Origin of the sequence: Pedococcus dokdonensis, from assembly GCF_900104525.1 — a bacterium.
Classification (GTDB): domain Bacteria; phylum Actinomycetota; class Actinomycetes; order Actinomycetales; family Dermatophilaceae; genus Pedococcus; species Pedococcus dokdonensis.
Genome location: NZ_LT629711.1, coordinates 1,769,179 through 1,785,790, shown reverse-complemented (window position 1 = coordinate 1,785,790; position 16,612 = coordinate 1,769,179). Strand labels below are relative to the sequence as shown.

The following is a 16,612-nucleotide window of genomic DNA, read 5'->3' as shown; positions in this document are numbered from 1 at the left end:
CGTGAGACCGACACACCACACCGAGGTGGAGCAGTGGCGCACTACCAAGCGATGGGCAGCATCCCGCCGAAGCGGCACACCCAGCACCGACGGCCGGCCGGTCGCGGCAAGCAGGGCGAGCTCTACTACGAGGAGCTGATGGGCGAGGAGGGCTTCTCCTCCGACTCCTCACTGCTCTACCACCGCAACATCCCCTCGACGGTGGCCGCTGCGCGCGAGTGGGCGATCGGTGACCTCTCGACCACGCCCAACCACCCCCTCGTGCCCCGGCACCTGAAGCTGCACGACCTGTTCGACCCCAAGGACGTCAAGGGCACTGACGTCGTGACCGGCCGTCGCCTCGTGCTCGGCAACGGCGACGTGCGCATCTCGTACGTCGTGGCCGGGGCGACCAGCCCCTGGTACCGCAACGGGATCGGTGACGAGTGCGTCTACGTCGAGCGTGGTCGCGCGCGCGTCGAGACCGTGTTCGGCGCGTTCGACGTCGCCGAGGGCGACTACCTGGTCATCCCGCGAGCCACGACGCACCGGTGGATCCCGAAGCGGTCCACCAAGGACCCGCTGCGGGCCTACTGCATCGAGGCCAACTCGCACATCGCCCCGCCGAAGCGCTACCTGTCGAAGTACGGGCAGCTGCTCGAGCACGCGCCCTACTGCGAGCGCGACCTGCGCCAGCCCGAGGGCCCGCTCCTGGCCGAGGACGTCGGCGCCAAGGCCGGCGACGAGACCGAGGTCCACATCAAGCACCGCGGCAACGGACCCGGCGGCATCGTCGGCACCGTGCACACCTTGCCGTTCCACCCGCTCGACGTCGTCGGCTGGGACGGCTGCCTCTACCCCTACGCCTTCAACGTCCGCGACTACGAACCGATCACCGGCCGCGTGCACCAGCCGCCGCCGGTGCACCAGGTGTTCGAGGGCTGGAACTTCGTGGTCTGCAACTTCGTGCCACGCAAGGTCGACTACCACCCCCTGTCGATCCCGGTGCCGTACTACCACTCCAACGTCGACAGCGACGAGATCATGTTCTACGTCGACGGCGACTACGAGGCACGCAAGGGCTCCGGCATCGGCAAGGGCTCCGTCTCGGTGCACCCGGGTGGCCACGCGCACGGCCCGCAGCCCGGCGCCTCGGAGGGGTCGATCGGCGTCGAGTACTTCGACGAGCTGGCCGTCATGGTCGACACCTTCCGACCGCTTGAGCTCGGCGAGGGTGGGCGGGCCGTCGACGACGGCCAGTACGCCTGGTCGTGGAGCCGGGGCCGCACGACGGACGGCTCGGACTACAGCATCGGCTGACGGCATCGCCGACCGTTCGGCACACTTCGGGCATGGTGGGCGACCGCCCGCCCGGGTTAGGCTGCAAGACCCGCCTCGTCGACGACGACGAGGCCCGCGCCCCGGGACCTCCCCGCTCCCGGAGATCTGTCGTTGGAGGCAACCGTGACGTCCCCCCGCACCGCCGTCCAGACCCTCGTCCAGCACGAGCAGAGCCGACGCGAGATGCTCGCCCTCGCGGTGGTCGGGGGCGCGGGAGCGGCCTTCTTCGCGAGCGCACCACGCGCCGACGCGGTGCCGGAGGGCAGCGGTCTCGGGTCGAAGAAGGCCAGGTCGTTCCGGCTGACGGTGCTCGGCACCACCGACACCCACGGCAACGTCCTCAACTGGGACTACTTCAAGGACCTCGAGTACGACGACACCCCGCACAACGACATCGGCCTGGCGAAGATCGCGACCCTGGTCAAGGCGATGCGGGCCGAGCGCGGGGCGGCCAACACGATGCTGCTCGACGCGGGTGACACGATCCAGGGCACACCGCTCGCCTACTACTACGCGAAGGTCGACCCGATCACGGGCGGCTCGAAGCACCCGATGGCCAAGGCCATGAACGCCATCGGCTACGACGCGGCCGCGCTGGGCAACCACGAGTTCAACTACGGGCTCGACACGCTGCGGACCTTCGAGTCGCAGTGCGACTTCCCGCTGCTCAGCGCCAACTCGGTCGACTGGACCAGCGGTGCGCCGATCTTCAAGCCCCACGTGATCCGCACCTTCAAGACACGCGGGTCCAAGCCCGTCAAGGTCGGCATCCTCGGCCTGGTGACCCCCGGGGTCGCGATCTGGGACAAGGCCAACGTCGAGGGGCAGGTCAAGTTCCCCGGCATCGTCGAGCAGGCCAAGGTGATGGTCCCGAGGCTGAAGAAGGCCGGGTGCGACCTCGTCATCGTCTCCTGCCACTCGGGGGCCAGGCCGGGCTCGTCCTACGGTGACGCGCTGCCGTTCCCGGAGAACGCCTCCCGCCAGCTCGCGGAGGAGGTCGCGGGGATCGATGCCGTGCTCGTCGGCCACGCCCACGAGGAGATCACCCAGCTGCTCGTGCCGAGCAAGGTCACGCCCGGCAAGGACGTCCTCCTGACCGAGCCGTTGAAGTGGGGCATGCGACTGTCGGTGATGGACTTCGACCTGGAGTTCCGGCAGGGCCGGTGGACGCTCGCCGGGTCGAGCTCACACGTCCTGAACGCCAACACGGTGCCCGAGGACCCCGAGGTCGCCGACCTGGTGGGCGAGGATCACGCGGTGGTGCGCACCTACGTCAACTCGGTGATCGGCACCTGCACCGTCGCCATGTCGGCGGCCACCGCGCGGTTCGAGGACACGGCGGCGATGGACTTCATCAACCACGTCCAGGCCGACGCCGTGAAGGCGGCCCTGGCGGGCACCCCCGACGAGTCGCTGCCGGTGCTGTCGATCGCCGCGCCGTTCAACCGCGACGCCGCCATCCCGGCCGGCAACGTCACGGTGCGCGATGTCGCGGGCCTCTACATCTATGACAACACCCTGCTCGGGATCCGGTTCACCGGAGCCCAGGTGAAGGCCTACCTCGAGTACTCGGCTGCCTACTTCAAGACCGTGTCGGGCACCGGCCCCTTCGCCCCGGACGCCGTGACCGGTGCGATCAGCCCCACCACGGGCAGCCCGATCCCGGACTACAACTACGACATCATGGGCGGCCTCGACGCGTCGCTCGCCTACGACATCGACATCGCCCAGCCGGTCGGGCAGCGCATCGTCAACCTCACGTATGCCGGTCAGCCGGTCGACCCGGCGGCCGGCTTCGTGATCGCGATCAACAACTACCGGCAGTCCGGTGGCGGCGGGTTCCCGGGTGTCACCACCGCACCGGTCCTCTACAACGCCCAGGTCGAGATCCGTCAGCTGCTCATCGACTGGACCACCGAGCAGGGCGTGATCGACCCCACCACCTTCACCACCTACGACTGGAAGCTGGTGTCGAACGGCCAGCCGGTCGTCGTGGAGGGTGCAGCCGAGGGCGGCCGCCACTGACGCTGACTCATGCAAAAGGCGAGTGAGCGCCGCCCGAGGCGGCGCTCACTCGCCTTTTGCATGAGGTAGCGCCGCGGGTGGCGCGGGTCAGGCGAGCGCGCCGAGGGGTACCGACACGGGCGTGGTGCGACCGACCGCCGTCACGTCGACGTGCACCACCTCGGCGACGACCTCGACCGGGTAGGTGCGCAGGCGCAGCTGGGGCAGGTCGACGGCGTTCAGGCAGGCGCCGGTGCGCAGGTCGAACACGAGGTGGTACATCGGCGAGACCACGACCGGGGTGCGGCCGACCCGCGACAGGCGGCCACCCGCGACCCCGCACCCGGTGTAGGGGTTGCGGTCCTCGACGGCCCAGACGCGGTCCCCGGTCCGGAACAGGGCGAGCGGCTCGCCCGCGACGGTGAAGGCCGCACCGTGCCGGGTCGGCACGTGCTTGAGCCCGCAGAGCGCCACCAGCTGCGGCGCCACCAGCTGCGGCGCCCCCAGCTGCGGCGCCACCGGGCTGGCCACCGCTCGTGGTCCCGCGGCGGCATGAGGGTCCTCGTCCACGGCGCCACGCTAGGCACCTGCTGTTTCGCGGCGGGCCCGCCCGTGTGACGTCCTGGTTAACCCTCAGCCGGTGGGAGGGCGGGGGTGCCGGTGGTCTCCACCCCGGCCTCGGCCAGGGCCACCAGTGCCGCCGCGGTGGTCGCGGGCGCGACGCCCGCGGTGAGGTCGAGCAGCACCGTCGTCTCGAAGCCCTCGTCAGCGGAGTCGAGGGCCGTGGCCCGCACGCAGTGGTCGGTGGCGATGCCCACGACGTCGACCTGCTCGATGGCCCGGTCGCGCAACCAGTCCGCGAGCCCGACCCGCCGGTCCGCCTCGACGGTGAACCCCTCGAAGCCGCTGTAGGCGGCACTGTGCTGGCCCTTGCGGAAGATCGCCTCGACGTGCTCGAAGGCCGGCTCCGCCGCCGGGTGGAACAGGGCCCCGTCACTGCCGACGCGGCAGTGCGCGGGCCAGCTGTCCACGTAGTCGGGGGCCTGCGAGAAGTGCCCACCCGGGTCCTCGTGCCAGTCCGCGGTGGCGACCACCGCGGCATACCCGTCGAGGTGGGTGAGCACGTGCTCGCTGATGCGACGCGCCACCTCCGCGCCCCCGGGGACGGCGAGAGAACCGCCCTCGCAGAAGTCGTTCTGCACGTCGACGATGACCAGCGCGCGGCTCATGCTCACTCCTCGTAGATGGTCGGGATGGCGGGCTCGCCGCGCTGGAGACGGAGCGCGGCGACCGGGAGCTCGGCCCTGGACGCCGCGTGCCGCTGACGCGCGTCGTCGAGGGTCGCCGTCGAGACGGTGCGCCCGCCCGCCATGAGTGGCACGAGGAGCTCGCGGTCGTCACCGTCGTCGCCGGGCGGCACCCCGACGCCGAGCACCTCGGCCTCGGCGACTCCCGACGCGGACCGCCTGCGCAGGGCGTACTTGCGGCCCGCCACCGACGCCTTGTCCTTGCTCCGCTTGGCGACCCCCTCCATGGTGCCGTCGTCGTCGGTGCGCGCCACCAGCTTGTAGACCATCCCGGCGGTCGGCGCGCCCGAGCCGGTGACGAGCGAGGTCCCCACGCCGTAGCGGTCGACCGGCCCGGCGGCCAGGGCGGCGATCGCGTGCTCGTCGAGGTCGCTGGTCACCACGATCTGGGTCTGCGTGGCCCCCAACCGGTCGAGCTGTTCGCGCACCTCGCGCGCCTGCACCAGCAGGTCGCCCGAGTCGAGCCGCACGCCGCCGAGCTCGGGGCCGGCGAGCTCGACCGCGAGCGCGACCGCGGTGGGCACGTCGTAGGTGTCGACCAGCAGCGTGGTGCCCTTGCCGAGGGCGGCGATCTGGGCCGCGAACGCCTGCCGCTCGTCGTCGTGCAGGAGCGTGAAGGCGTGCGCGGCGGTGCCCGCCGTGGGCACCCCGAACCGGCGCCCCGCCTCGAGGTTGGAGGTGGTGGCGAAGCCGGCCAGGTATGCCGCGCGGGCGGCTGCCACGGCCGCCTCCTCGTGGGTGCGGCGCGAGCCCATCTCGATGCAGGGACGGTCGCCGGCAGCGGACGTCATCCGCGAGGCGGCCGAGGCGATGGCGCTGTCGTGGTTGAGGATGCTGAGGACCAGGGTCTCGAGCACCACCCCGTGGGCGAAGTCGGACTCGACCACGAGCACTGGTGAGCCGGGGAAGTAGCACTCGCCCTCGGCATACCCCCACACGTCGCCGTCGAAGCGGTAGTCGGCGAGGAAGTCCAGGGTCGGGTCGTCCACCACGCCGCGCAGGTGGGCCAGCTCGTCGGCACCGAAGCGGAACCGCTCGATCGCCTCGAGCAGGCGACCGGTCCCCGCCACCACGCCATAGCGTCGGCCCTCCGGCAGCCGCCGGGCGAAGACCTCGAACACGCACCGACGGGAGGCGGCGCCGCTGCGCAGGGCGGCTTCGAGCATGGTCAGCTCGTAGTGGTCGGTCAGCAGGCCCGTGGCTGGGCGGCTCGGGGGACGCGAGGTCACGCAGGCAGCCTAAGGTGGACCCGTGCCGCTTGCTGTCCCCGCCACGTCGTCCACCGCGACGATGTCCCTCGCCCCCGTCGAGCAGGAGTCCGTCTCCGCCGACGAGCTGGAGGACGTCGACGTCCCCTGGATCACCCTGGTGTGGAACGACCCGGTCAACCTGATGACCTATGTGGCCTTCGTCTTCCAGACCTACTTCGGCTACTCCAAGGCCAAGTCCGAGCGGCTGATGATGGACGTCCACACCAAGGGGCGAGCCGTCGTGTCGACCGGGGCGCGCGAGCGGATGGAGACGGACACCGAGGCCCTGCAGGGCTACGGACTGTGGGCGACCTTCCAGAAGGACAGCTGACGTGGCCCGTGGGTTCAAGCGCTCCCACGGGCGCTTCGTCGCCAAGCTCGACGCCGTCGAGCGCGGCCTGGTGGTCGGCCTGATGGAGCAGGTGCGCGAGCTGGTCGAGCCCGAGCCGGACCCGGCTGCGGCCGAGACCGGGGGCGGCGACGAGTTCGACCGCATCGTCGCCGGGCTGGGCGGGATCGGGATGGGGGTTTCGCTGTCGGCGGTCGACCAGGCACCCGAGCTGTCGGGCACCGTGCCGCAGCCCCGCGACCCCGCCCTCGACCGCATCTTCCCGACCGCGAACCGGCAGGACGAGCAGGTCGCCGCGGAGTTCCGCCGGCTCACCGAGGACGGCCTGCGGGCGCGCAAGGCGGCCAACCTCACCACGGCGATCACGGCGCTGTCCGCGATCGAGGACCAGAAGATCTCGCTCGAGCAGCCGCAGGCCCTGGCGCTGCTGCTCGCGTTGAACGACGTGCGGCTGGTGCTCGGCGAGCGGCTCGGGCTGCGGCACGACGACGACATGGACCTGCTCGAGGAGCAGGTCTCCGGTCTCGAGGACGACGACCCGGCGGTCTACGCGCTCGCGGTCTACGACTTCCTCACCTGGCTGCAGGAGACCCTCGCGCACGCCCTCACCCCCTGAGCTCACCCCTGAGCCACGTGTGACACACCAGACGTCGGACGGATGAGGACGCGGCCGGGGTCGGCACCTAGCCTTGTCCCGTGGCAGACGCGCCGATCGGCATCTTCGACTCCGGGTATGGCGGGCTGACCGTCGCCCGGGCGGTGCTCGACCAGCTGCCCCACGAGTCGGTCGCCTACTTCGGTGACACGGCCCGCGCACCCTATGGACCCCGCCCGATCGCCGAGTCGCGCGAGTTCGCGCTGGAGTGCCTCGACCGTCTCGTCGACCACGGCGTGAAGGCGCTCGTCATCGCCTGCAACACCGCGAGCGCGGCCGTCCTGCACGACGCGCGCGAGCGTTACGACGTGCCCGTGGTCGAGGTGATCCGCCCCGCGGTGCGCCGCGCAGCGCGGGCGACCCGCAACTCCCGCGTCGGGGTCATCTCGACACAGGGCACCCACCAGTCCGGCGCCTACGTCGACGCGTTCGCGGCCGCGCCGCACCTCGAGGTGACCAGCGTGCCGTGTCCGCGGTTCGTCGAGCTCGTCGAGTCCGGGGTGACCAGCGGGCCGGAGGTCATCGACGTCGCCACGCGCTACCTCACCCCCCTGGTCGACCGCGACATCGACACCCTGGTGCTCGGGTGCACGCACTACCCGTTGCTGACCGGCGCCATCTCCTACGTCATGGGCGACGGCGTCACCCTGGTGTCCTCCGCCGACGAGACAGCCAAGGACCTCTACCGCGTGCTCGCCGACCGCGACCTGCTCCGCCCGGCCGAGCTGCCCCCACCCGCACACGGCTTCACGACCACCGGCGACGCCGACGAGTTCCGGACGCTGGCCCGCCGGTTCCTCGGTCCGGAGGTGGGCGACGTCTACGGTGGCTCCGTGGTCCGGACGGCTGTGGTGGCGCGATGAAGCTGACCGTCGTCGGCTGCTCCGGGTCGTTCGCGGGCCCCGACTCACCCGCGTCCTCCTACCTCGTGCAGGCCGAGCACGAGGGGCGCACCTGGTCGGTGGTCCTCGACCTCGGCAACGGCGCGCTCGGCCCGCTCCAGCGGCACGTCGACCTCGCCGACCTCGACGCCGTGTTCATCAGCCACCTGCACCCCGACCACTGCGTGGACGTGTGCGGGCTCTACGTCACCCGCAAGTACCACCCCGGGGGACCGGTCGAGGGACAGCTCCCGATCCACGCGCCGTCCGGGGCGCAGGAGCGCTTCGCGCTGATGTACCACGGCCTCGAGCACGGCGGGATGACCCACGAGTTCGTCGTCCACGAGCTCGCCGACGCGCAGGTGACCCGGGTCGGCCCGTTCAGCATCACCGCCTACCTCGTGAACCACCCGGTGGAGGCGTACGGCTTCCGGGTCGAGGCCGACGGGGCGGTGCTGGCCTACACCGGAGACACCGACTCCTGCGACGCCCTCAGGCCGCTGCTGACCGGCAGCGACCTCGCCCTCACCGACAGCGCGTTCGTCGACGGTCGCGACGACACCGAGGGCATCCACCTCTCGGGGAGCCGGGCGGCCGCAGCGGTGGTCGCCGCCGGCGGTGTGCAACGGCTCGTGCTCACCCACATCCCACCGTGGAACGACCCCGAGGTGTGCCGTGCCCAGGCCGCCGCGGTCTGGTCCGGTCCCTTGGACGTCGCCGTCCAGGGCGCGACCTTCGAGGTCGGTGCGTGAGCGAGGGCAGCGGTGGGTCGGTGACGGTGGACCGGGCGGCCGGGCTGCGGATGTTCGACGAGTTCCGGGCCGCTCACCCCGAGGTCCCGCGTCGAGACGACGTCGAGGTCGTCTGCTGGGGTGACGAACCCGCCTACGCCGACGAGATCGCCGGGCTCATCACGACCGGGGCCAAGCGTGCCACCGCGACCCTCGCCGCAGGCTACCTGGCGTACGGCGAGCCGTTCCCACCCCTGGGGGCGCACTGGGTGCTCTGTGACGGTGCCGGCAGCCCGCGGGCGGTGCTGCGCACCACGCAGCTGCGCCTCGGGCCGTTCCACAGCGTCGACGAGCACTTCGCCAGGGCGGAGGGCGAGGGCGACCGGACCCTGCAGACCTGGCTCGACGGCCACCGGGCTGCCTACCAGCGGCAGTGCGCGCGGATCGGGATCGAGTTCTCCGAGGACCTCGAGGTCTGCTTCGAGCGGTTCACCTGCGTCTGGCCCCCCGAGCTGGCCGACTGACGCGCCGCCGGCCACGCGGCATACCCTCGGCGCATGAGTGAGCCGATCGAGGTCGACCGCGACGCCGGGCTGCGGCTGTGGGCCGACTACCGGGCTGCCCACCCGCTGCTGCCGGACGAGCCCGGGGTCGCGGTCGAGTGCTTCGGTGACAGCCCGACGCTGGCCGACGAGCTGATCTCCTTCGTCACGGACGGCCCCAAGCGCGCCACCGCAGGCCTCGTGGCCGCCTATGCCGCGGATGGCGACGAGCTGTCGCGGATCGGTGCGCACTGGGTCGCCTGCGACGGCTCCGGGGCGCCGCGGGTGGTGCTGCGCACCGTCGAGCTGCGCGTCGGGCCGCTGCACACCGTCGACGCCCAGTTCGCCTGGGACGAGGGGGAGTACGACCGCTCGCTGGAGAGCTGGCTGGACAGCCACCGGCGGTTCTTCCGCCGCGAGTGCGAGCGGATCGGGATCGAGTTCTCCGACGACCTCGAGGTCGTCTTCGAGCGGTTCCGGATCGTCTGGCCGCCCGACCTCGCGGACTGAGCAGGGGCGGCCTAGGCTCCGAGCATGGCCAAGGCGGCAGCGGTCCCCATCGCGTCAGGTGTCTGGCGCATCCCCCTGCTCGGCGACTTCGTCAACGGCTTCATCCTCCGTGGCGACGACGGCCAGGTCACCCTCGTCGACATGGGGCTCAAGCGGTCCGGGCCGAAGGTGATGGCTGCCCTCGCGTCGATCGGCTCCGGCCCGTCCGACGTGACCAGGCTGCTGCTGACGCACGCCCACTCCGACCACGCCGGGGGCACGGCCCACGTCGCCGCGCAGACCGGGCGGGACGTCGGGATCCACGAGGACGACGCGCCGTATGCCGAGAAGGGCGAGAGCCCCAGGACCGACCAGTCCTTCCTGGTGTCGAGGATCGCGACCAGGCTGATGCGGGGACAGGCCTTCCCACCGGTCGCGGTGGGGGAGCGGCTCACCGACGGCCAGGTGCTCGATGTCGCCGGCGGCCTCGAGGTGGTGCACACGCCGGGGCACTCACCCGGCCACGCGGCATACCTGCACCACGCGTCGGGCGTGCTCATCACCGGTGACTCGATCTTCAACGTCCGTGGGCTGCGCTGGCCGGTCAAGTCGTTCTGCTCGAGCTTCGCGCTGACCCAGAAGACCGCGCACCGCCTCGCCGACCTCGACTACACGACGGCGGCGTTCACGCACGGGCCGCACCTGTCGGACCAGCCGCGGGAGCACATCCGCCGGTTCCTGGCCACCCACCCCACCGTCGACTGACCGCCACCCGCGCGGGCCAGCTGGAGACCGCCCTCAGAGGCGCGCCCGCAGCCAGTCGAGGTCGGCCACCTGACCCTCGAGGCCGCCCCGGGTCTCGATGACGACGGGTGCGCCGGCCGCCCGCACCGCACCGGCCAGCTCGTCGGGGTCGATCAGTCCCTCACCGAGGTTGGTGTGCCGGTCGGCGCCGGAGTCGAACTCGTCGCGCGAGTCGTTGCAGTGCACCAGGTCGATCCGGCCCGTGATCGCCCGGATGTCGTCGGCCGCGGTGGCCAGCGGGATGCCACCGGCGTGGGCGTGGCAGGTGTCGAGGCAGAACCCGACGTGGTCGGAGCCCTCGGCGCTGCCGATCGCGTCCCACACCCGGGCGATCCGCTCGAGCGTGCGCGCCATCGCGTTGTCGCCACCCGCGGTGTTTTCCAGGAGCAGGGGGATCTTGAGGTCGGTCGCCTCGATCGCCTTGCGCCAGTTGTCGATCCCCTTGTCGACGTCGGCGGCCTGCTCCACGTGGCCGCCGTGCACGATCAGCCCCTTGGCACCGATCGCGGCGCCGGCGTCGATGAACTGCTGGAGCAGCTTGCGGCTCGGGATGCGGATCCGGTTGTTCGTGGACGCGACGTTGATGAGGTAGGGGGCGTGGACGTAGAGGTCGACGTCGGCGGACTCGGCGGCGGCCCGCAGGGCCTCCGGTCCACCCTCGTAGGCGAACTCGGGCCCCTTGTAGCCCTGCGGGTTGCCGAGGAAGAACTGGCTCAGCCCGGCACCGCGCTCCTGGGCTGCGGCGACCGGGTCGGTCGAGTCGACGTGGGCTCCGAGGCGCGGGGTGTCAGCCATGGCTCCACCCTAGGCCGGGCCACCGACGCCCGGCAGGCCCCCGTTAGCCTTGCCCGCATGACTCGCCACGACGGACGCACTCCCGACCAGACCCGCGAGGTGCGCATCACGCGCAACTGGCTCGACCACGCCGAGGGCAGCGTCCTCGTCGAGTTCGGGCGCACCCGGGTGCTGGTGGCGGCGTCGTTCACCGAGGGCGTGCCGCGCTGGCTCAAGGGCAAGGGCACCGGCTGGGTGACCTCGGAGTACGAGATGCTGCCGCGCTCGACCAACACCCGCTCCGACCGCGAGTCCCGCAAGGGCAAGGTCGGTGGCCGCACCCACGAGATCAGCCGGCTGATCGGGCGCAGCCTGCGCGCCATCATCGACACCAAGGCCTTGGGCGAGAACACCATCGTGCTCGACTGCGACGTGCTGCAGGCCGACGGCGGCACCCGCACCGCGTCGATCACCGGCGCCTACGTCGCGCTCGTCGACGCGATCGAGGACGCCCGGGCCAAGGGGCTGATCGCCCAGGACGCGCAACCGCTCACCGGCTCGATCGCCGCCGTCTCGGTCGGCATCGTCAAGGGTGAGGCCGTGATCGACCTCGACTACCCCGAGGACTCCACCGCCGAGACCGACATGAACGTCGTCATGACCGGCGACGGCCGGTTCGTCGAGGTCCAGGGCACCGCCGAGGACGGCGCCTTCGACCGCGAGATGCTCGACCGGCTGCTCGACAAGGCGACCGTCGGCTGCGCCGAGCTCACCCGGCTCCAGCAGGAGGCGCTGGCGGCCACCCCGCGCGAGCGGGTGCTCTGATGCCAGCGCAGCCGGTGCCGGCCGCGCAGCCTGTGACCCGCGTCGTCCTGGCCACCCGCAACGACCACAAGGTGGGTGAGCTGCGGGCCATCCTCGCCGACGTCTGCGCGGAGCTCGGGCTCGAGATCGTCGGGGCGACGGAGTTCGCGGGCGCACCCGACGTCGTTGAGGACGAGGTCACCTTCGAGGGCAACGCCCGCCTCAAGGCGGTGGCGCTCGCCGAGCACACTGGCCTGCCGTCGCTGGCCGATGACTCCGGCCTCGCGGTCGAGGTGCTGGGGGGTGCGCCGGGCATCTTCTCCGCGCGCTGGGCCGGCCGGCACGGCGACGACCAGGCCAACCTCGACCTGCTCCTCGCCCAGGTCTCGGACGTCAAGGACGAGCACCGCGCCGCGGCGTTCGTCTGCGCGGCGGTGCTGGCCCTGCCCGACGGCACGGTCCGCTCGACCGAGGGCCGGATGGAGGGCTCTCTCGCGCGTGAGCCCAAGGGCAGCAACGGTTTCGGCTACGACCCGGTGCTCGTCGTCGAAGGCGACTCCCGGCACGCGGCCGAGCTCAGCCCCGAGGAGAAGAACGCGATTTCGCACCGTGGCAAGGCCTTCCGCGCGATGGTCCCGCACCTGCGCGAGCTCCTCGGCTGACGCGCCCTCGTCGACCGAGGACACGCCACGCCGTGGATCTCGGCCCGACACCGGGGAATGACCGGCGCGTCGTGTCCTCGGTGGGTCGGGATTAGAGTTGGCGGTCAGGCGCAAGTGGCGGAATTGGCAGACGCGCAGGATTTAGGTTCCTGTGCCTTCGGGTGTGCGGGTTCAAGTCCCGCCTTGCGCACGTGAGCGACGACGACCTCCAGGACCAGGACGAGCTGCAGTACCCGGGCGCACTCGAGGTGGCGTCATGGCGCCGCGAGGTGCATGCCCTGTATGCCGCGGTGCGGGCCGAGCCCGATCCCGGCACCGCCCACGGGCTGTGGGTCGACGGACGCACCGCACTGTTCGACACGCACTCCGCCTCCCCGCGGGTGGAGGGGCAGCGGCTGCGCCACGCGGCATACGACCCGGCCTTCCGGTTCGTGGTGGAGGTGGCGACGGTCGGCGAGGACGACGATCGACCGCAGGAGCGGTGGGAGTTCCGGTCGGCGACCGACGGGATCGTGCCGTTCACCCCCGCCGGTCGGGTGAGCCTCGACGGGCTCGGGACGCTCGACGTGTGGTGGCTGAACTCCTACGGCGGCGGCATCTTCCTCCCGGTCCGCGACGGGTCGGCCGGCACGGAGACCTACGGCGCCGGCCGCTACCTGCTCGACACGGTCAAGGGCACCGACCTGGGACGGGACGACGAGGGGCGTTGGGTGGTCGACCTCAACTTCGCCTACAACCCGTCCTGCGTCTACGACTACCGCTGGGTCTGTCCACTGGCCCCGGCCGCCAACCGGATCGAGGCGAGCACCCCGGTCGGCGAGCTGCTGCCCGAGGGCTACTAGACCCATGAACCACCTGCTGCGTGAGCTGCTGCCGACGCTCGACGTCGAGGAGGCGTATGCGGAGCGGGTCCTCGACCTCGGGGCCGGAGCTGCGCTTCCCTCCGCCCTCCCCGTCAACACGCTGGCCTGTGGTTCGGTCGCCGCGGCCGGGCTCGCTGGAGCTGCACTGTGGGGCGGCCGGCGGGTGCGGGTCGACCCGCGTCAGGTGGCCGTCTCCTTCCGGAACGACCAGGTGCAGACCGTCGACGGTGCGCAGGTGCCGGGATTCGCCCCACTGTCGGGGTTCTTCGAGGCGGCAGACGGTTGGGTCCGCACCCACGCCAACTACCCGCACCACCACGTGCGCCTGCTGCGCGCGCTGGGACTTCGGGAGGGGGCGACCCGCGACGACGCGGCGGCGGCGGTCCGGCAGCGGTCGGCCCAGGAGCTCGAGGACGTCGTCACCGCCGACCACGGGATCGCCGTGCGGGTGCGTGACCACTCCGAGTGGATGGCGTCGGAGCAGGCCGCGGCCGTGCGCCAGCACCCACTGCTCGCGGTGGCCCGGGTGGGTGACGAGGCCGACCCCGTCAGACCCGCCGTCCCGGGACGTCCCAAGGTCCTCGACCTGACCAGGGTGCTGGCCGGCCCGGTGGCGACGCGCACGCTCGCGCTGCTCGGCTGCGACGTCCTGCGAGTCGACAGCCCACACCTTCCCGAGCTCGACGCGATCCACCTCGACACCGACTCCGGCAAGCGCTCGACCCTGGTGGACCTGCAGGACGAGCACGCGCGGACGAGGCTGCACCAGCTCCTCGACCACGCCGACGTGCTGGTGACCGGCTATCGCCCGGGCGCGCTCGCCGCCTATCACCTGGACGCCGAAAGCGTTGCAGCGCAACACCCGCACGTCATCCACGCGAGCCTGTCGGCGTGGACGCCGAGCGGTCCGTGGGGTGGTCGTCGCGGTTTCGACAGCATCGTGCAGGCGGCGACGGGCATCGCCCTGCTCGAGTCCCGGGACGGGACGGTGCCGGGGGCCCTGCCCGCGCAGGCGCTCGACCACGCGACCGGCTACCTGCTCGCGGCAGGGGTGCTCACGGCCCTTCGTCGCCGGTCCCAGGAGGGTGGCACGTGGCGGGTCGAGGCCCACCTGGCCCGCACCGCGCACTGGCTGCTGCAGACCGATGCCCTCGACGGCCCGGTGGACGCGGTGGACGACGTGGCCCCGTGGACGGTCGGTGGCGACACGGCCTACGGGCACGTCGTGCAGGCTCGTCCGGCGCTCACGCTCGACGACTCCCCGCGCGAGTTCGCCTGGGTGGGGCGGCGGCACGGCGCCGACGAGCCGACCTGGGACAACCAGCCGACCTGACGCCTAGGGTGACGGGCGTGGACCTGGAGTTCAGTGGGACCGTCATCGAGTGGCGCGGACCGGCGCCGTACTACTTCGTCGCCCTGCCCGAGAACGAGGCCGGCGTCGTGGACGACCACAAGTCCCTGCTCACCTACGGCTGGGGGGTCATCCCTGTCGTCGGGCAGGTCGGGGACACGAGGTTCACGACATCGCTGTTCCCTCGTGACGGGGGCTACCTCCTGCCCCTCAAGGACGCCGTCCGCAGGGCCGAGGGCATCGTCGAGGGCGACCCGGTCGAGCTGCGGCTCACCCTCGAGATCGGCGACGGGCACTAGGGAGCCGGGATGCTCCGCGGGTCGAAGCCGAACGGCAGCTCCAGCCGGTGCGCCGACATCAGCGCGTCGTCGGTCAGCACGTCGCGGGTGGTCCCGTCGGCGACCACCACGCCGTCGGACAGCACCACCGAGCGGGGGCAGAGCTCGTAGGCGTAGGGCAGGTCGTGCGTGACCATCAGGACGGTCACATCGAGCGACCGGATGATGTCGGCCAGCTCGCGCCGCGAGGCGGGGTCGAGGTTGGAGGACGGCTCGTCGAGGACCAGGATCTCGGGCTCCATCGCGAGCACGGTGGCCACGGCGACCCGACGCCGCTGGCCGAACGACAGGTGGTGCGGTGGGCGGTCGATGAAGTCGAGCATCCCGACCCGGTCGAGCGCGGTGACCACCCGTGCCTCCAGCTCGGCCCCGCGCAGGCCGAGGTTCGCCGGACCGAACTCCACGTCGGCGCGCACCGAGGGCATGAACAGCTGGTCGTCGGGGTCCTGGAACACCACCCCCACCCGACGGCGCACCTCCATCAGGTTGGCGTCGGTCACCGGCAGACCCGACACCGCCACCGACCCCGCGCCTGCGGTGAGGATGCCGTTGAGGTGGAGGACCAGCGTGGTCTTGCCGGCGCCGTTGGGGCCGAGGAGGGCGACGCGTTCTCCTTGGTGCACATGGAGGTTCACGCCGAACAACGCCTGGTGGCCGTCTGGGTAGGCGTAGGCCAGACCGCGGACGTCGAGGACGGGGGTGCTCACCGGGCCACCGCCACGACCAGCGTCGCGAGCGCCGCCACGGGGAGTATGCCGGCCAGCCGCCACTGCTCGGCCGTGGCCGTCCGCGGGTGGGTCACCGGCAACGACCCCGTGTAGCCGCGGGACAGCATCGCCAGGTGCACTCGCTCGCCCCGCTCGTAGGACCGGATGAACAGCGCGCCGGCAGTCGACGCGAGTGCCGGCCAGGCGCGGACGTTCCTGGGCTGGAACCCCCGTGACTCGCGAGCCACCTTCATGCGCGCCAGCTCACCGGTGACGACTTCGAGGTAGCGCACCATGAAGCCCATGATCTGCACCAGCTGACCGGGCAGCCGGAGCTGTTCCAGACCGGCGACGACGTGCCGCGGCTCGGTGGTCGTCGCGAGGACCAGGGACGCCATCACCCCGAGGGTTCCCTTGGCCAGCAGCGCCCAGGCGCCGAGGAGCCCGTGCTCCGACAGGTGGAGCGGGCCGACCTCGACCCGGGGCCCGGTCGCGACGAACGGCATCAGCAACGCGAAGACCACGAACGGCAGCTCCACCACCATCCGCTTCACGAAGTAGCCGAGGGGGACCCGCGACGCACGCTGGGCGACGACGACGAGCAGGAGGTAGACGGCATACGCGGCGAACGCGGTGCGCGGCGTGAGCACGACCACGAGGACGAAGGCGAGGAGGGCGAGCAGCTTCGCGTGCGCCGGGAGGCGGTGGACAGGGGAGTGCCCGTGGAAGTGGAGGTGGTGACCGTGTCCGGCGCCCATGTCAGTGGCCGTCGCCCGTGGGC

Annotated in this window: 20 protein-coding genes and 1 tRNA gene; 15 read left to right on the top strand and 6 right to left on the bottom strand. The window is 71.8% G+C overall.

All coding sequences use genetic code 11. The features are described from left to right. The first annotated feature begins 33 nt into the window (after positions 1-33). Both BLQ34_RS08545 and BLQ34_RS08540 read left to right on the top strand, forming a co-directional pair. Positions 34-1,299, top strand: a complete 1,266-nt coding sequence (locus tag BLQ34_RS08545; protein ID WP_091784053.1) for a homogentisate 1,2-dioxygenase — start codon at positions 34-36, stop codon at positions 1,297-1,299. A gap of 144 nt (positions 1,300-1,443) precedes the next feature. Continuing rightward, on the top strand, positions 1,444-3,345 hold the full coding sequence (locus BLQ34_RS08540; RefSeq protein WP_231961508.1) for a bifunctional metallophosphatase/5'-nucleotidase: 1,902 nt from the start codon (positions 1,444-1,446) through the stop codon (positions 3,343-3,345). Positions 3,346-3,432: 87 nt separating this feature from the next. Here the strand turns inward: BLQ34_RS08540 and BLQ34_RS08535 are convergent, their stop codons facing one another. Genes BLQ34_RS08535 through BLQ34_RS08525 form a run of 3 tightly spaced genes read right to left on the bottom strand, consistent with a single transcriptional unit; the run spans position 3,433 to position 5,797 of the window. Further along, positions 3,433-3,894 carry a nitrite reductase (NAD(P)H) small subunit gene (locus BLQ34_RS08535; protein WP_091784051.1) on the bottom strand — a complete coding sequence of 154 codons (462 nt, stop codon included), beginning with the start codon at positions 3,892-3,894 and terminating at the stop codon, positions 3,433-3,435. A 56-nt stretch (positions 3,895-3,950) separates the two neighbouring features. Beyond that, positions 3,951-4,553 (bottom strand): isochorismatase family protein, encoded by a 603-nt coding sequence (locus BLQ34_RS08530; protein ID WP_091784048.1) that lies wholly within the window; start codon positions 4,551-4,553, stop codon positions 3,951-3,953. Positions 4,554-4,555: 2 nt separating this feature from the next. Further along, positions 4,556-5,797 (bottom strand): nicotinate phosphoribosyltransferase, encoded by a 1,242-nt coding sequence (locus BLQ34_RS08525; protein ID WP_091789618.1) that lies wholly within the window; start codon positions 5,795-5,797, stop codon positions 4,556-4,558. A 124-nt stretch (positions 5,798-5,921) separates the two neighbouring features. Between BLQ34_RS08525 and clpS the strand changes: the two genes are divergently transcribed. The 7 genes from clpS (at position 5,922) to BLQ34_RS08490 (ending at position 10,293) form a co-directional block, all read left to right on the top strand. Beyond that, positions 5,922-6,212, top strand: a complete 291-nt coding sequence (clpS, locus tag BLQ34_RS08520) for an ATP-dependent Clp protease adapter ClpS (RefSeq protein ID WP_091789615.1) — start codon at positions 5,922-5,924, stop codon at positions 6,210-6,212. A 1-nt stretch (position 6,213) separates the two neighbouring features. Next, positions 6,214-6,846 (top strand): DUF2017 domain-containing protein, encoded by a 633-nt coding sequence (locus tag BLQ34_RS08515; protein ID WP_091784045.1) that lies wholly within the window; start codon positions 6,214-6,216, stop codon positions 6,844-6,846. An 80-nt stretch (positions 6,847-6,926) separates the two neighbouring features. Then, positions 6,927-7,748 carry a glutamate racemase gene (gene murI / locus BLQ34_RS08510; RefSeq protein ID WP_091784043.1) on the top strand — a complete coding sequence of 274 codons (822 nt, stop codon included), beginning with the start codon at positions 6,927-6,929 and terminating at the stop codon, positions 7,746-7,748. Beyond that, positions 7,745-8,518, top strand: a complete 774-nt coding sequence (locus BLQ34_RS08505; RefSeq protein ID WP_091784038.1) for an MBL fold metallo-hydrolase — start codon at positions 7,745-7,747, stop codon at positions 8,516-8,518. The genes murI and BLQ34_RS08505 overlap by 4 nt, the downstream gene beginning before the upstream one ends. Then, positions 8,515-9,021 carry an ASCH domain-containing protein gene (locus BLQ34_RS08500; protein ID WP_091784035.1) on the top strand — a complete coding sequence of 169 codons (507 nt, stop codon included), beginning with the start codon at positions 8,515-8,517 and terminating at the stop codon, positions 9,019-9,021. The genes BLQ34_RS08505 and BLQ34_RS08500 overlap by 4 nt, the downstream gene beginning before the upstream one ends. A gap of 33 nt (positions 9,022-9,054) precedes the next feature. Beyond that, positions 9,055-9,549: an ASCH domain-containing protein gene (locus BLQ34_RS08495; protein WP_091784032.1), complete on the top strand. Its 495-nt coding sequence runs from the start codon at positions 9,055-9,057 to the stop codon at positions 9,547-9,549. Positions 9,550-9,573: 24 nt separating this feature from the next. Further along, a complete protein-coding gene (locus tag BLQ34_RS08490; protein ID WP_091784029.1) occupies positions 9,574-10,293 on the top strand; it encodes an MBL fold metallo-hydrolase in 720 nt (239 codons plus the stop codon). 33 nt (positions 10,294-10,326) lie between these two features. Here BLQ34_RS08490 and BLQ34_RS08485 read toward each other — a convergent pair whose 3' ends face one another. Continuing rightward, positions 10,327-11,127, bottom strand: coding sequence for a deoxyribonuclease IV (locus BLQ34_RS08485; RefSeq protein ID WP_091784026.1), 801 nt, complete (start codon positions 11,125-11,127; stop codon positions 10,327-10,329). Positions 11,128-11,184: 57 nt separating this feature from the next. Between BLQ34_RS08485 and rph the strand changes: the two genes are divergently transcribed. The 6 genes from rph to BLQ34_RS08455 all read left to right on the top strand — a co-directional run bounded on the left by rph (position 11,185) and on the right by BLQ34_RS08455 (position 15,085). Then, positions 11,185-11,931 (top strand): ribonuclease PH, encoded by a 747-nt coding sequence (rph, locus tag BLQ34_RS08480; RefSeq protein WP_091784023.1) that lies wholly within the window; start codon positions 11,185-11,187, stop codon positions 11,929-11,931. After that, positions 11,931-12,572 carry an RdgB/HAM1 family non-canonical purine NTP pyrophosphatase gene (rdgB, locus tag BLQ34_RS08475; protein ID WP_091784020.1) on the top strand — a complete coding sequence of 214 codons (642 nt, stop codon included), beginning with the start codon at positions 11,931-11,933 and terminating at the stop codon, positions 12,570-12,572. The genes rph and rdgB overlap by 1 nt, the downstream gene beginning before the upstream one ends. A gap of 108 nt (positions 12,573-12,680) precedes the next feature. Continuing rightward, positions 12,681-12,762 (top strand) — tRNA-Leu (locus tag BLQ34_RS08470). A gap of 1 nt (position 12,763) precedes the next feature. After that, on the top strand, positions 12,764-13,414 hold the full coding sequence (locus BLQ34_RS08465) for a DUF1684 domain-containing protein (RefSeq protein WP_231961507.1): 651 nt from the start codon (positions 12,764-12,766) through the stop codon (positions 13,412-13,414). Between the two features lie 4 nt (positions 13,415-13,418). Then, positions 13,419-14,768, top strand: a complete 1,350-nt coding sequence (locus BLQ34_RS08460) for a CoA transferase (protein WP_091784017.1) — start codon at positions 13,419-13,421, stop codon at positions 14,766-14,768. A gap of 17 nt (positions 14,769-14,785) precedes the next feature. Continuing rightward, the gene (locus tag BLQ34_RS08455; RefSeq protein ID WP_091789610.1) at positions 14,786-15,085 is read left to right on the top strand and encodes a DUF1905 domain-containing protein; all 300 of its coding nucleotides are present in this window, start codon (positions 14,786-14,788) and stop codon (positions 15,083-15,085) included. Here BLQ34_RS08455 and BLQ34_RS08450 read toward each other — a convergent pair. Continuing rightward, positions 15,082-15,831 (bottom strand): energy-coupling factor ABC transporter ATP-binding protein, encoded by a 750-nt coding sequence (locus BLQ34_RS08450; protein ID WP_091784015.1) that lies wholly within the window; start codon positions 15,829-15,831, stop codon positions 15,082-15,084. The genes BLQ34_RS08455 and BLQ34_RS08450 overlap by 4 nt on opposite strands. After that, entirely contained in the window at positions 15,828-16,589 is a 762-nt protein-coding gene (cbiQ, locus tag BLQ34_RS08445) for a cobalt ECF transporter T component CbiQ (protein ID WP_091784012.1), read from the bottom strand. Before cbiQ ends, BLQ34_RS08450 begins: the two co-directional genes overlap by 4 nt. Positions 16,590-16,612 lie beyond the last annotated feature (23 nt).

Coding starts and splice junctions, on each gene's coding strand:
- BLQ34_RS08530 (WP_091784048.1), bottom strand. CDS start 4,553: ATGAGCCGCGCGCTGGTCATCGTCGACGTGCAGAACGACTTCTGCGAG.
- BLQ34_RS08525 (WP_091789618.1), bottom strand. CDS start 5,797: ATGCTCGAAGCCGCCCTGCGCAGCGGCGCCGCCTCCCGTCGGTGCGTG.
- clpS (WP_091789615.1), top strand. CDS start 5,922: ATGTCCCTCGCCCCCGTCGAGCAGGAGTCCGTCTCCGCCGACGAGCTG.
- BLQ34_RS08505 (WP_091784038.1), top strand. CDS start 7,745: ATGAAGCTGACCGTCGTCGGCTGCTCCGGGTCGTTCGCGGGCCCCGAC.
- BLQ34_RS08495 (WP_091784032.1), top strand. CDS start 9,055: ATGAGTGAGCCGATCGAGGTCGACCGCGACGCCGGGCTGCGGCTGTGG.
- BLQ34_RS08490 (WP_091784029.1), top strand. CDS start 9,574: ATGGCCAAGGCGGCAGCGGTCCCCATCGCGTCAGGTGTCTGGCGCATC.
- BLQ34_RS08485 (WP_091784026.1), bottom strand. CDS start 11,127: ATGGCTGACACCCCGCGCCTCGGAGCCCACGTCGACTCGACCGACCCG.
- rph (WP_091784023.1), top strand. CDS start 11,185: ATGACTCGCCACGACGGACGCACTCCCGACCAGACCCGCGAGGTGCGC.
- rdgB (WP_091784020.1), top strand. CDS start 11,931: ATGCCAGCGCAGCCGGTGCCGGCCGCGCAGCCTGTGACCCGCGTCGTC.
- BLQ34_RS08460 (WP_091784017.1), top strand. CDS start 13,419: ATGAACCACCTGCTGCGTGAGCTGCTGCCGACGCTCGACGTCGAGGAG.
- cbiQ (WP_091784012.1), bottom strand. CDS start 16,589: ATGGGCGCCGGACACGGTCACCACCTCCACTTCCACGGGCACTCCCCT.